Below are 13,149 nucleotides of genomic sequence, written 5' to 3'. Positions count from 1 at the left end.
CTCATGCAGGGGGCTTTTTTTATGCGTGGGTTTTTAGGAAAAGAAGTAAATAACCTCCTAATCATGCCTAAATAATAAAAATATAAATAACGTGAAAATTATAATTAATTAACTTCGTCTTATTTTTTTATTGGTTTGTCTAAAAAATATTCGATCTACGACTTTAGCCTAAATTTTATTAAAAAAATCTAACTTGGTAAGTTTTGCAGTAGACAAGGTTTAAAGAATCATCCATTTTATATACAAAAGTGAATGAACGTTCATTTTTTCATAGAATAAAAAAGCTCACAATTGGAGGTGAGGAAAAATGACAGCAACAACAGTGAATGTGAATGCTGTAGTGGATGAAGCAAAGTTTAAACCTTTTCATTTAAAGATCGTACTTTGGTGCGTATTTGTCGTTATTTTTGACGGTTATGATCTGGCAATCAACGGTGTTGCTTTACCCCTACTGATGCAAGAATGGAATATGACGGCAGTTCAGGCCGGAATGCTTGCAAGTACCGCTCTGGCAGGCATGATGTTTGGTGCCATGCTCTTCGGTATGCTGGCAGATAAAATTGGACGAAAAAATGTCATCCTGATTTGTGTGACCTTATTCAGTGGATTTACGTTCTGGGGCGGTTTTGCCTCTGGTCCGACTGAATTTGGCATCCTGCGTTTTATTGCCGGCTTAGGTATTGGTGGTGTTTTACCGAATCTGGTCGCATTAACTTCTGAATATGCGCCACAAAAAATGCGTAGTACCTTAGTCACTACCATGTTTAGTGGTTATGCAGTTGGCGGAATTATGGCGGCGTTATTAGGTGCCTGGTTTACCCCAAGTTTTGGTTGGGAAATCATGTTCTATATCGCAGGTATTCCATTATTGATACTGCCTATCCTGTATTTGTATTTACCGGAATCTTTAACTTTCCTGGTAAAAAAACAGCAAAATGAAAAGGCCAGTAAAATTGTTCAGCAGATCAGTCCTGAGCAAAATGTCACTGCAAGTACCCAGTTTGTACTGAATGAAGTGCATGCGCCCGATGCTTCCATTGCCGCTTTATTTAAGCAAGGTCGTAGCATGAGTACCTTATTATTCTGGTGCTGCTTCTTTATGTGTCTGCTTATGGTCTACGCATTGGGTAGCTGGTTACCAAAACTGATGATGGCAGCGGGTTATTCTCTGGGTAACAGCTTAATGTTCCTGATGGCCATGAATATTGGTGCAGTGGTTGGAACCATTGGTGGCGGTATTCTGGCGGATCGTTTCCATCTGAAACCGGTCATTATTGGCATGTTCCTGTTGGGTGCAGTTTCATTAGTTGGATTAGGCTTTAACTCTCCACAAGCTGTGATCTATCTGCTGGTCGCTGCTGCAGGTGCTTCGGCAATTGGTAGCAGTATTCTGCTCTATAGTTTCGTGGCTCAGTACTATCCATTGGCAATCCGTTCTACTGGTATTGGTTGCGCGTCTGCAGTCGGTCGGGTAGGGGCAATTGTTGGTCCAATTATTATTGGATTCCTGTTGGGTATGGAGCTGCCACATAAAATGAACTTCCTGGCAGTTGCGATTCCAGCCATTATTGGCGCGATTTCAGTGGCTATGATTGTACGTAAAGATCTGAATGCAGAACGAAATGCTGAGACCTTACTGGCGAAACAGAAGCTGAATTCTATTAAAACCTAGTCACTTTTTGCCAATCCACTTACTATAAATCTTAATTGAGTCAAAAGATCCCTTTCATAAGAAAGGGATTTTTTGTTCAAAGTATAAAAATCATTCATAAAAAATCGAATAAATCAAAAAATCATTGGTCTATAGACTATTCATATAGGCATTTTAATGAGAATAATAAATGTCTAAATATTCAATTATTTAGCTTTATGAAAATGTGATAAATCACATAAATAACTTCTATTTTATGGCTGAAATAACTCCATCATTTGGTCTTATTGTGCACTAAATCTCACTTGCGTATATTGCTAAAACTTGAATATTCCCCTGGATATTCAAAAGGATTTTATGGACAAGTACTCATGGGAGATGAGAACGATGACAACGGAAACAGTAGATATAAATTCTGTAGTCGATAATGCGAAATTTACGCCTTTTCACTTCAATGTAGTTGCTTGGTGTTTACTCATTATCTTGTTTGACGGCTACGATCTAGCAATTAATGGTGTTGTTTTACCTTTATTAATGCAGGACTGGGGTCTAAGTGCCGTTCAAGCGGGAATGCTTGCCAGTACTGCGCTTGCTGGCATGATGTTTGGCGCGATGATCTTTGGTTCTCTGGCAGATAAAATTGGCCGTAAAAAAGTGATCATGATCTGTATTGTGTTATTCAGTGGTCTGACCTTTGCCGGTGGTTTTGCTTCAAACCCGACTGAGTTCGGAATTTTACGTTTCCTTGCCGGTCTGGGCATTGGTGGTGTTATGCCAAACCTGGTGGCACTAACCTCTGAATATGCACCACAAAAAATGCGTAGTACCTTAGTAACCACTATGTTTAGTGGTTATGCGGTAGGTGGTGTGATGGCTGCCTTATTGGGTTCATGGTTTACCCCAAGTTTTGGTTGGCAAATCATGTTCTTTATCGCAGGTATTCCATTATTTTTATTGCCTGTGATCTGGAAATTCCTGCCGGAATCTTTAGCCTTTATTGTCAAAGACAACAAACAGGAAAAAGCACGTCAAATAGTACGTCGTTTGGCTCCAAATCTAAGTGTTACAGACAATACAACTTTTAAACTGCCACAGGAAAATGTACCTGAAGCAGCAAACGTGGTGAGCCTGTTCCGTCGTGGCCGTGCGGTAAATACGTTATTGTTCTGGGTTGCTTTCTTTACTTGTCTACTAACCATGTATGCGCTGAGCAGCTGGTTACCGAAGCTGATGATGGCAGCGGGTTACTCAATGGACAACAGCCTGATGTTCATGATGGCGATGAACGTAGGTGCAGTGGTTGGCATTGTCGGTGGTGGTATTTTGGCTGACCGTTTCCACCTGAAACCGGTATTGATGTTCCTCGGTATGATGGGTGCGATTGTGATGAGCTCAATGGGCTTTGCATCTAACCAGTTCCTGCTTTACATCCTGGTGTTCTTAGCAGGTGCAGCATCAATCGGTTCGCAAATGTTGCTATACAGCTATGTTGCACAATTCTACCCATTGGCAGTACGTTCAACAGGTATTGGCTGGTCATCTGCGATTGGTCGTATGGGCGCGATTGTTGGCCCGATCCTGATTGGTGGCTTACTGGGTATGAACCTGCCTGCACACTTTAACTTTATGGCAGTCGGTTTACCGGTACTGATTACAGCGATTGCAGTTGCTTTGATCATGCATGATGATGAATCTGAAAAGATTGGTTCAGCAGATAGCGTTCCTGCAAAAGCTTAAAACTTAAGTCTGAAATAAGAAGCCTCTAAAAGGAGGCTTTTTTTGTTCACATCTATAGTATTATGTCTAAAATTTAATCAAAAAATACTATTTATGTTTAATTCAAATTTAACTTCGAATGATACTCAGATAGAGACTAATAAACTTATCTTGGAATTAAAAAGAGTAATAGAAAAAGAATTCAATGCTAGTGATTGGAGTGAAATTGCTCTTTTAGTTAATGCGGATCAAATAGTCCATAATCATCCTAGGCTGCTAAGAAGTTTGAGTTTTGGGGATGATGATTATGGTGCTAATATTATTGATGTTTTAAGGGCAATTAGTTTAAAAAACCCTCATTACTTACAAACAATTAAAGACTATCTAGATCACAAATACCATGATGAAAATACTCTATATGTATCGCATCAAGTAGCTACAAATAAAATTACATTTTCTCCTTCAGTATTTAGTGTACCCAGTGTAGATTTAGAAAATGATTTAATAGCTGTAATGATGCCTTTTTCAGGTTTTGATGGTGTCTATTCTTCTATTAAAGAGGCTGCTAAAGGATCCAATTTTAGATGTTTAAGAGCGGATGATATTTGGGATAACAGTACGATCATTCAGGATATATTTGATTTAATATTTAGGGATCGAGTAGTAATTGTCGATTTCAGTGGTAAAAATCCAAATGTCATGTATGAAACAGGAATTGCACATACTTTAGGTAAACTAGTTATTCCAATTGCTCAAAGTGTAAGTGATATTCCATCTGATATGATTCATCATAGATCTCTAATCTATTTAAAGAATGGGGAAGGGTTAAAAAATTTAGAAAGTGAACTGTGTAAAAAGCTAACTCAACTAAATTACCATTAGGAAATGACTATGGAATTCAATTCTATCTCCCCAATCCCTGAAGATGATGAAGAACTGCATCTTCCTGAACTAGTGTACTGGGCTTCAGTCGGCGACGTTGAACAGGTCGAGCAGGGCTTACAAGAAGGTCTGGACGTCAATTCTGCCGATGAAGAAGGCTATAGCGCTTTGCAGGCAGCTGCTGAAAATGATCATCTGGAAGTAGTGAAACTACTGGTGAGCAAAGGCGCAGATGTCGATCATCGCAGTACCTATACCGCTTTGGAACTGGCAGAAATGGCCGGTAATAAAGATGTAGTGGCTTATCTAAAAAGCCTAAAAGGTGGCATTTAAATAAAATAAGATCAAGGAAATAAAAAAGCCTCCATCTGGAGGCTTTTTATAGTTTGAACTTAGGCAGCATCGCCTTCCAGTTCTTTTAAGATGGCATCATTGAAAGCAGGAATGTCATCCGGATTACGTGAAGTAATCAGAACCCAGTCACCGGTATTGCAACGATGAACCTGTTCATCGACCCATTTACCACCGGCATTTTCCAGATCCAGTTTGATGCTCTTATACGAGGTCAGGTTTTTATCCTTAATTCGCTGTGCATCAATCAGAACCCATGGCCCATGACAGATTGCGGCAATCGGTTTGTGCTGATCAGCAAAATGCTGCACGATTTTCTGGGCAGATTCATTGATTCTTAGCGTATCTGCATTCACAGTGCCACCAGGAACAACCAAGAGATCATAATCATCCAGCGTGACATGATCAAAACTGGTATCAGGCGTATATGAGGTAGCAGCTTTAGTATCGCCTTTTACTGTTGCCACCTCTTCATTTTTTTCTGCCGCATGAATCACTTCAAATCCTTTGGATTTTAGAAAATTTAAAGGCTCGACCAGTTCATCATGTTCAACACCTTGGTTTGAAGTAATAAAGAGGACCTTTTTTACCATGATTGCTGTTCCCAAAAAATGTGAGGATTTTCAGATTAACAACAAGGCGATTCTTACAATGTTGGATTTTTAGCTCGGAACTGTTAAACAATGCTAAGAATTTATAGATAAAAAAAGCCCCAACATCCTGTTGGGGCTTTTTTCGTATCTCGTGTTTAGGTATAACTCCTGTCGTACCTCACGTCCTGGTGCACTGCTTTATTCTTCTTGTTTTTAGGTATTTGAGCTTCCTGCTCTGTATGTTTGTAGAATAGTCTGAACCTGAAAGCTGGCATAGACGTCGATGACATCTATCATTGTACGTCTGGGCTTACAGGGTAAGGACCGATTTCCATAACTCATTATATTACTTAAAAGTGTATATCTAAGCCGACATAAGGACCTTTAAATTCCAGTTCCAAGTCTGGCGCATTATTTTGTTCGGCATCGATATTCATGATGCGATAGCCGACTTTAGCCCCTACATCAACCAGCAGGTTATCAATAAAGTCATATTGCAGTTCAGCCTGAACATCAGTCTTTTTGATATCGCTACCGTGACTGTAAACCGCTTCAGCTTTAGCACTCATGCCAGTAAATGGCAGTTTTACCCCAGCTGTAGCGTAGAGTAATGGACTGTATTCATCTAGATCGTACTGAGTCAGGACACCTGCATTCAGATTTCTGACTGTACCATCCAGATTAGTCATACCCGCACCGATATCAGCATGCACAATGGTATCCAGCAGTTCGTAATACAGAATATAGTCGATATTATTAAGTTCGATATCAGCAGCATTCAGCGGGGTGCTTTGTTCGCTATTGCTGTCCAGATTCACATATTTGATTTTGGCATTTGGCAGTAGTGGTACTGGATGTTCAAATGCGACAGAGAGTTGAGCTGTGCCTTGGCGATCCAGGTCCTGTTTGCCGGCATTGGCAGACTGGCTATAACCGTCAAAATTCCAGTAGCTGACATCTGTTTTAAGACCAATCACATCGGCATGGCCTATGCTGCTCAGTCCTAATCCTAGTAATAATGCAGTGAATAATTGTGTACGCATTTCTAATTTTCCTTACGCTTTCTTTAAATTGAGCGATTTTGTTACCTAAATACATCTTCTTAAACGTAATCAGTAAGTGCATGATATAGGTAATTTCTAAAATGTATATGCTAATGTGAAGGGCAGAATAATGGGATCGACAGCAGCACAATATCATCAAGACTATCCATTATATGTGGCAGGACAGCCGGTAAAAACGGGTGAATGGCTGGAGGTCAAACATAAATATAGTCAGGAGCTTTATGCACGTGTCGCGCTGGCAGATGCTGAAACTTTAGAAAAGGCAATTCAGTCTGCGACTCAGGCAGAAGCAGAAATGGCAGCATTGGAACCTTTCCAGAAACAGAAAATTCTGCTGCATTGTGTGAAGCGGTTTAATGAAATCCGTGAAGAACTGACTGAAATCCTGATTGCCGAAGGTGGCAAGCCACGTAAAGCAGCCGGCGCAGAAGTAGAACGTCTGATCAATACCTTCCAGATTGCAGCAGATGCGGTCACCCAAATGGATCAGGGCCGTATTTTGCCTCTGGCAGTCACCGCCGCAGCTTCCGGTTATCAGGGTATGGTTAAACAGGTACCGATTGGCGCTGTATCCCTGATTAGTCCATTTAACTTTCCATTAAATCTGACCGCACACAAAATTGCACCGGCAATTGCTGCAGGTTGTCCATTCGTGTTGAAACCGGCGAGTCTGACTCCGGTTTCAGCCTTAAAGATTGCCGAGATTCTGGCAGAAACTGATTTACCGAAGAATGCCTTCTCAGTTCTACCGTGTCCACGTGATCTGGCGGATGTACTGGTTACAGATGACCGTTTTAAATTGCTAAGCTTTACCGGTTCTGATGTCGTGGGCTGGGATATGAAAGCCCGTGCCGGCCGCAAAAAAGTTACTCTGGAACTCGGTGGCAATGCCGCAGTGATGATTGAGCCAGATACTGAACTCAGTGAACAGCTGATTGACCGTCTGATTGGTGGCGCTTATGGTCATGCAGGGCAGGTGTGTATCAGTGTGCAACGTATTCTGGTGCATCAGGATATTTTTGAAGAACTGAAAGACAAGCTGGTTCAGAAACTGCAACATCTAAAAGCCGGTGATCCGGATCTGGAAACGACTTTGCTGGGGCCAATGATCAAGGAAGCTGAAGCTAAACGTTTGCATCGCTGGATGGAAGATGCCGTAGCGCAAGGTGCCAATGTACTGACTGGTGGTGAAGTGAAGGGTGCGATGTTTGAACCGATCCTGTTGGAAAAGGTAGACCATCAACTGGAAATTTACCGTAATGAAGTGTTTGGTCCGGTCGCCATTATTGAAGCTTATAGCGATTTTGAATCAGGAATTGCCTGTATTAATAGCAGTCGCTTTGGTCTGCAAGCCGGTATCTATACCCAGAATCTGCAGAAGATGATGTATGCCTGGGATCATCTGCATGTCGGCGGTGTGATTATCAATGATATTCCGTCATTCCGTGTTGATAATATGCCGTATGGTGGTGTGAAGGATTCGGGTCTGGGTCGTGAAGGTATTCAATCTGCGATTCGTGATATGCAGGAAGAGCGTATGCTTGTCATCAAATGTTAAGCTGACCGAATCAATCAGTACTATTCCACAATCGGCATAATTAAGGCCGGTTGTGGAATTTTGCTTTTTATTGCTTAAAAAGGTAGCAGGCTAGGTAGAAAAGATAAGCTGAATAAATTAAGACATAGCTCTGTTTTTATTCAGAAGAAAATGAAGAAGAAGATTAAAAAAATACTTTTTCAATTTCTATTTAATACTTGATGAGTTAAGAGCGAAAAATTGCTTGAAAACTGTAGTAAAACTTAAAAACAATATATTCCAAAAAGTTTGTATACATATAACCAATAAAATCAAGAGCTCAGCGTAGAATTATTGAGCATTTGATAAGAATAGATTATAAAAAAAGAATGTTTTAGGCAGAAATTACAGAAAAAATTTGCAAAAGTCAGTATTGTTGAACCATCTACAAGGTCGGCTTTCTGCTCAGACTTTAAGCAAGCTGTCCGGCTAGCTGACCTGTTTGTATATTAGAATTCGATGCCCAAAAGGTATAACTCTAATTCAAACACCCGAAATAATTGAAATGCTTCTTCAGTGCTCGCGACATAACCATAACAAGCAGTATTGAATGAAGTTTAAAGTTTAGGTGTTCTATGACAGATACTCGAGAGAATTGGTCGGCACGATCAGGATTTATTATTGCAGCCATTGGCTCTGCCGTTGGTTTGGGGAATATTTGGCGCTTTCCATACGTTGCCTATGAAAATGGCGGCGGGGCATTCCTGATTCCTTATCTGATTGCGATTTTTGCAGCAGGTTTACCTTTATTATTTTTAGATTATGCAGTCGGACATAAGTTCCGCAAAGCACCACCGATGGCCTATAAAAAACTCATGAATGCAGAATCTCTGGGTTGGTGGCAGGTCATGGTGACCCTGATTATCGGGATTTATTATGCCAGCGTCCTGTCTTGGGCCGGCAGCTATATGATTTATTCCTTTGGACAGCAATGGGGCACGGATACACAAGCCTTTTTCTTCAATAGCTACCTGCAAAATGGTGAGGGCTTAACTTTCGGTTTCGTCCCTGTGCTGTTCTTTGGTCTGGTGATCGTTTGGGCAGCCGTGATGCTGATTCTTTACGGTGGGGTACGCCGTGGGGTGGAACTGGCGAATAAAATCTTCATGCCATTACTGGTAATTTTATTCACGATTCTGGTGATTCAGGCGGTACGTTTACCGGGTGCAGTCGATGGCTTAAATGCTTTCTTTACGCCAAACTGGGAAGCCATGACCAATTATAAAGTCTGGTTGGCTGCGTTTGGTCACATCTTCTTCTCACTCTCAGTGGGCTTCGGGATTATGTTGACCTATGCCTCTTACCTGAAACGTAAAACTAACCTGACCGGTTCAGGCGTTGTGGTGGCATTAGCTAACTCGTCGTTTGAAATCCTGGCAGGTATTGGGGTTTTTGCTGCGCTTGGTTTTATGGCGTTCAGTTCAGGTGCGAAAGTTGAAGATGTGGTCTCTGGTGGTATCGGTCTGGCCTTTATTGCCTTCCCGAAAATCATTTCCAGCTTAGGTGCAGGCGGTGACCTGTTCGGCTTCCTGTTCTTCGGTTCATTGACTGTAGCCGGTATTACCTCCATGGTGAGTATCCTGCAGGTGCCAATTGCGGCATTCCAAGACAAACTTGGCTGGTCGAAGAACAAGTCAGTGACCATTATTGCGGGTGGTTCAGCAGTTGTATCCACCTTGATGTTCTCGACTCATAGTGCCATTACCTTTGTCGACATCATTGACTACTTCGCTAACAACATTGGTATTGTGGGTGGTGGTCTGTTCTCGATCATTTTATTGTCCTGGTTCCGTCGTCCATTGATGAAACAGCTAGAAACACATGTGAACGAGTTTGCCAGTCTGAAACTGGGTGGCAGCTGGAAGTTCATGCTGACTGTGATCACACCGTTATCTTTATTATCAGCATTAGGTTTAACCCTGAAATCAATCATGGCAGAGGGTTACGGTGATTATCCTGCAAGTACGCTATGGATGATTGGTGGGGGCACGATTGCATTCTTTATTCTGGGTGCCATTATGTTCAGTCTAGTGAAAGATCGTCATAGTTAGGAGAACGAATATGAATACATCTGCATTGATTATGATGATTTTCTCCATGGTTTTATTATGGGGTGGTCTGGCACTGGCTGTCATGCATCTGGCAAAAAATCCAGAAGAACCAGAAGACTAAAAATCTTCACATAAACACATTGTTGCTGTAAATGAAAGTCATTATCATCTTTGGTGATAATGACTTTTTTAATGGGCAGACTTATGGGAATTGCTCCCGTTACCGATGCACAAGTCTATACCGCTTTTGCAGTGACATTTTTGGCAGGTCTGGCTACCCTCGTGGGTGGGGGATTGGTGCTGTTCTTGAAAAAACCGAATTACCGGGTTTTAGCCTTCGGACTGGCCTTTGCTGCGGGAGCAATGATCTATGTCTCGCTCACAGAAATTTTAAATAAATCTATTAGTTCTTTTAGCCTGGCTTTTGATGAAAAATCCGGTTTTGCTTATGGTACTTTTGCCTTTTTATTGGGTGTGGTACTGGTCTTATTGCTGGATCGATTCGTTCCTAATCCGCATGAAACCATTGAGGCACAATCGAAACAGGATCTGAGTCAGCCGCAATTACTAAGAACAGGACTACTGACGTTATTTGCGATTAGTGCACATAACCTGCCAGAAGGATTGGCGACTTTTTTTGCGACGCTGGAAAGTCCTGCACTGGGTGCACCATTGGCGGTTGCCATTGCGATTCATAATGTGCCTGAAGGTGTTGCGATTGCATTACCGGTTTATGGTGCAACAGGCCGTAAAGACTATGCACTTGTGGCCAGTCTGGTTTCAGGCCTTGCTGAACCTCTGGGCGCTGCGCTGGGTTATTTCATTCTGGCGCCGTATATGAGTCATACCATTTATGGCATGGTGTTTGGGATTATCGGTGGGGTGATGGTTTATCTGGCACTAGATGAACTCTTACCGACTGCAAAACGTTTTTCTAAAGGTCATGAAACCGTGTATGGTCTGGTCAGTGGGATGGCGGCACTAGCGACCAGTCTAGTGATTTTTAAATTTGTACAATAATAATCTCAAATTAAGACAATAAAAAAGGCAGCCGAAGCTACCTTCTCTTTTAGCAATATCATTTAAGCAGTTTTTTCAATCCGGCAATAGAAGAAGCCATCGCCTTGACCGGTTTTAGGTAGTAGTTGACGGCCATGGATCTGTTCAATACCCCAATCGGCTTCAATTTTGATTTCCTTAGCATCTGCATGCTTGCTAAAGAATTCGACCATTTGCTGTTCATTTTCCGCTTTAAGAATTGAACAGGTGATATAGAGCAAGGTGCCGCCGACTTTGAGTTGCTGCCACATATTTTCCAGAATCTGCTTTTGCAGCTCTACTGTCTGGGTAATATCGGTTGAATGACGTAACAGACGAATATCTGGATGGCGACGCATTACACCGATGGCTGAACATGGCGCATCCAGCACGATACAGTCCGGCTGTTCCGGTGCCTGCCAAGTGATGGCATCTGCGGCTTTAATTTCAACGTGTTCGCCTTCCAGTAACAGGCGTTCAAGATTCTCAGTGACACGCGTTAAACGCTTGGCATCCTGATCCAGCGCAATCAGTTTACGCGGCTGATATTTTTCTAGAATATGCGCCGTTTTACCACCCGGTGCTGCACAGGCATCAATAACATACTTGTCATCCAGATCTGGCAACAAGGTAGCGCAAAGCTGGGCATGTTCATCCTGTACCGAAAAACCACCGACATCAAAGCCGGGTAAGTCAGGTACCTGTATATTGGCATCCAGGACAATTCCGGCTTTGGAAACAGCACAGGCATGGGCAGGAATTTCGTGCTCTTCCAGAATTTCCAGATAGTCTTCGCGGCTAACCTGACGTTCATTTACGCGCAGGGTCAGTGGAGCAATCTGCTTTAGCTCATGACTCAATTCAGTAAGCTGTTCTGGCCAGTCTTTTTTCAGACGTTTAAAGAGCCAGCTTGGCAGGCCATGAGCCTGATCCAGTGCTGCTTGAAATTCCGATGTTTCACGTGAAACACGGCGCAGAATGGCATTCACTACGCCACTTAAAGCCTGATAACCAAGTTGCTTTACTGCAGTCACGGTTTCAGAAATGGCAGCGTGTGGCGCGATTCGGGTTTCCAGTAACTGGTATAGGCCGACATAAAGACAGGTTTCGACCGTATCATTATTTAAAGGCTTCACTAGCAGAGGCAAAGTAATACTTTTAAGTGCATACCATTGACGCAAAGTACCCAAAACCAGTTCATGGAACAGGGCACGGTCACGGTCGGCCACTTTCTTTAAATGCAGCGGCAAGATACTGGCCAGAGATTGTCCTTGCTGTACAGCAAGTAAGGTACGAATCACTTGGGCACGCAAGTTAAGGTGAGATGTGCCTGATTCAGAATGACTCATGCCAATAATTGTCCTACATGTAATTTTTGGGTCTGGTTAATTTGTACCGGATTGAGCGGTTTGCCGCCCGGCCATTGCAGTGAAGTGAGACAAACTGCTTTCTCATCACCACAGGCCACATGCACACCCTGTTTATCAATTGCCAGAATCGTGCCGGCGGCATGACAGTGTGCATTTTTTTCTGAGAGTACCGAACCCCAAACCCGCAGGTTGTTATTTTCATCTAGAGGAATAAAAGCGACTGGCCAAGGATTAAAGGCACGGATATTACGGTCAATATTAGAGGCAGTACAGCTCCAGTCAATTCGGGCTTCTGCCTTAGACAGCTTATGAGCATAGACGGTAAGTTCTTCGTCCTGCACTTCCCGGGCAGCTAAATACTGTTGTAATTTTTCTTCAGATTCCAGTACCGCTACAATTGCTTCAGCACCTTGAGCAGCTAGTTTATCATGCAGGCTGGCTGAGGTATCTTCTGCAGTGATAGGACATAAGGTTTTATACATCATGTCACCGGTATCCAGCCCGGCAGCCATTTTCATAATGGTTACGCCAGTTTCGTGATCACCCGTCGCAATTGCACGTTGGATCGGCGCAGCACCGCGCCAGCGTGGCAGCAGTGAACCATGAATATTCAGGCAACCATATTTAGGCGTATCCAGAACCACTTGCGGCAAAATCAGACCATAGGCAGCTACAACCATCACATCAGCATCCAAGGCTTTTAACTCAGCCTGAGCTGCCAGACCTTCTTCTGTTGAAGACTTGAAATGAAGTGGCTGATATACCGGAATATCATGTTCAAGCGCCAGCTGTTTCACAGCAGAAGCGGTAAGTTTCTGACCACGGCCTGCTTTACGGTCCGGCTGGGTATAGACCGC

The 13,149-nt window shown here is 42.7% G+C and carries 12 protein-coding genes; 8 read left to right on the top strand and 4 right to left on the bottom strand.

What is annotated here, in order from left to right:
• The first annotated feature begins 307 nt into the window (after positions 1–307).
• The 4 genes from B4J23_RS00775 to B4J23_RS00760 all read left to right on the top strand — a co-directional run bounded on the left by B4J23_RS00775 (position 308) and on the right by B4J23_RS00760 (position 4,582).
• Complete coding sequence (locus B4J23_RS00775; protein ID WP_291358326.1) at positions 308–1,672, top strand: MFS transporter; 1,365 nt, start codon at positions 308–310, stop codon at positions 1,670–1,672.
• Between the two features lie 366 nt (positions 1,673–2,038).
• Positions 2,039–3,388, top strand: a complete 1,350-nt coding sequence (locus tag B4J23_RS00770) for an aromatic acid/H+ symport family MFS transporter (protein WP_291358324.1) — start codon at positions 2,039–2,041, stop codon at positions 3,386–3,388.
• 42 nt (positions 3,389–3,430) lie between these two features.
• Positions 3,431–4,249, top strand: coding sequence for a hypothetical protein (locus B4J23_RS00765; protein ID WP_291358322.1), 819 nt, complete (start codon positions 3,431–3,433; stop codon positions 4,247–4,249).
• A gap of 9 nt (positions 4,250–4,258) precedes the next feature.
• Complete coding sequence (locus B4J23_RS00760) at positions 4,259–4,582, top strand: ankyrin repeat domain-containing protein (RefSeq protein ID WP_180105309.1); 324 nt, start codon at positions 4,259–4,261, stop codon at positions 4,580–4,582.
• A 59-nt stretch (positions 4,583–4,641) separates the two neighbouring features.
• Here the strand turns inward: B4J23_RS00760 and B4J23_RS00755 are convergent, their stop codons facing one another.
• Both B4J23_RS00755 and B4J23_RS00750 read right to left on the bottom strand, forming a co-directional pair.
• Entirely contained in the window at positions 4,642–5,193 is a 552-nt protein-coding gene (locus tag B4J23_RS00755; protein WP_179992893.1) for a type 1 glutamine amidotransferase domain-containing protein, read from the bottom strand.
• A 350-nt stretch (positions 5,194–5,543) separates the two neighbouring features.
• Positions 5,544–6,236, bottom strand: coding sequence for a TIGR04219 family outer membrane beta-barrel protein (locus tag B4J23_RS00750; protein ID WP_291358318.1), 693 nt, complete (start codon positions 6,234–6,236; stop codon positions 5,544–5,546).
• 130 nt (positions 6,237–6,366) lie between these two features.
• Here B4J23_RS00750 and B4J23_RS00745 point away from each other — a divergent pair, with 130 nt between their 5' ends.
• The 4 genes from B4J23_RS00745 (at position 6,367) to zupT (ending at position 10,904) form a co-directional block, all read left to right on the top strand.
• Positions 6,367–7,815 carry an aldehyde dehydrogenase family protein gene (locus tag B4J23_RS00745; RefSeq protein WP_291358316.1) on the top strand — a complete coding sequence of 483 codons (1,449 nt, stop codon included), beginning with the start codon at positions 6,367–6,369 and terminating at the stop codon, positions 7,813–7,815.
• Between the two features lie 593 nt (positions 7,816–8,408).
• Positions 8,409–9,884 carry a sodium-dependent transporter gene (locus B4J23_RS00740; protein WP_291358314.1) on the top strand — a complete coding sequence of 492 codons (1,476 nt, stop codon included), beginning with the start codon at positions 8,409–8,411 and terminating at the stop codon, positions 9,882–9,884.
• A gap of 10 nt (positions 9,885–9,894) precedes the next feature.
• Positions 9,895–10,005, top strand: coding sequence for a methionine/alanine import family NSS transporter small subunit (locus tag B4J23_RS00735; RefSeq protein ID WP_004780392.1), 111 nt, complete (start codon positions 9,895–9,897; stop codon positions 10,003–10,005).
• A gap of 83 nt (positions 10,006–10,088) precedes the next feature.
• A complete protein-coding gene (gene zupT, locus B4J23_RS00730; protein WP_179992896.1) occupies positions 10,089–10,904 on the top strand; it encodes a zinc transporter ZupT in 816 nt (271 codons plus the stop codon).
• 62 nt (positions 10,905–10,966) lie between these two features.
• On the opposite strand, the gene rsmB is transcribed toward zupT, so the two are convergent.
• Positions 10,967–12,271 (bottom strand): 16S rRNA (cytosine(967)-C(5))-methyltransferase RsmB, encoded by a 1,305-nt coding sequence (gene rsmB, locus B4J23_RS00725; RefSeq protein WP_200229405.1) that lies wholly within the window; start codon positions 12,269–12,271, stop codon positions 10,967–10,969.
• The coding region (gene fmt, locus B4J23_RS00720) for a methionyl-tRNA formyltransferase (RefSeq protein WP_291358309.1) at positions 12,268–13,149 on the bottom strand (882 nt) is incomplete at its 5' end. The genes rsmB and fmt, both read right to left, overlap by 4 nt.

This window comes from Acinetobacter sp. UBA3025, from assembly GCF_002367915.1.
Taxonomy (GTDB): domain Bacteria; phylum Pseudomonadota; class Gammaproteobacteria; order Pseudomonadales; family Moraxellaceae; genus Acinetobacter.
The sequence above is the reverse complement of the archived record's forward strand: the minus strand, read 5'-3'. Positions and strand labels throughout refer to the sequence as shown.

What these genes read in the sequence shown, in the direction of transcription:
- B4J23_RS00775 (WP_291358326.1), top strand. Translation starts at nt 308, where the DNA reads ATGACAGCAACAACAGTGAATGTGAATGCTGTAGTGGATGAAGCAAAG.
- B4J23_RS00770 (WP_291358324.1), top strand. Translation starts at nt 2,039, where the DNA reads ATGACAACGGAAACAGTAGATATAAATTCTGTAGTCGATAATGCGAAA.
- B4J23_RS00760 (WP_180105309.1), top strand. Translation starts at nt 4,259, where the DNA reads ATGGAATTCAATTCTATCTCCCCAATCCCTGAAGATGATGAAGAACTG.
- B4J23_RS00755 (WP_179992893.1), bottom strand. Translation starts at nt 5,193, where the DNA reads ATGGTAAAAAAGGTCCTCTTTATTACTTCAAACCAAGGTGTTGAACAT.
- B4J23_RS00750 (WP_291358318.1), bottom strand. Translation starts at nt 6,236, where the DNA reads ATGCGTACACAATTATTCACTGCATTATTACTAGGATTAGGACTGAGC.
- B4J23_RS00745 (WP_291358316.1), top strand. Translation starts at nt 6,367, where the DNA reads ATGGGATCGACAGCAGCACAATATCATCAAGACTATCCATTATATGTG.
- B4J23_RS00740 (WP_291358314.1), top strand. Translation starts at nt 8,409, where the DNA reads ATGACAGATACTCGAGAGAATTGGTCGGCACGATCAGGATTTATTATT.
- B4J23_RS00735 (WP_004780392.1), top strand. Translation starts at nt 9,895, where the DNA reads ATGAATACATCTGCATTGATTATGATGATTTTCTCCATGGTTTTATTA.
- zupT (WP_179992896.1), top strand. Translation starts at nt 10,089, where the DNA reads ATGGGAATTGCTCCCGTTACCGATGCACAAGTCTATACCGCTTTTGCA.
- rsmB (WP_200229405.1), bottom strand. Translation starts at nt 12,271, where the DNA reads ATGAGTCATTCTGAATCAGGCACATCTCACCTTAACTTGCGTGCCCAA.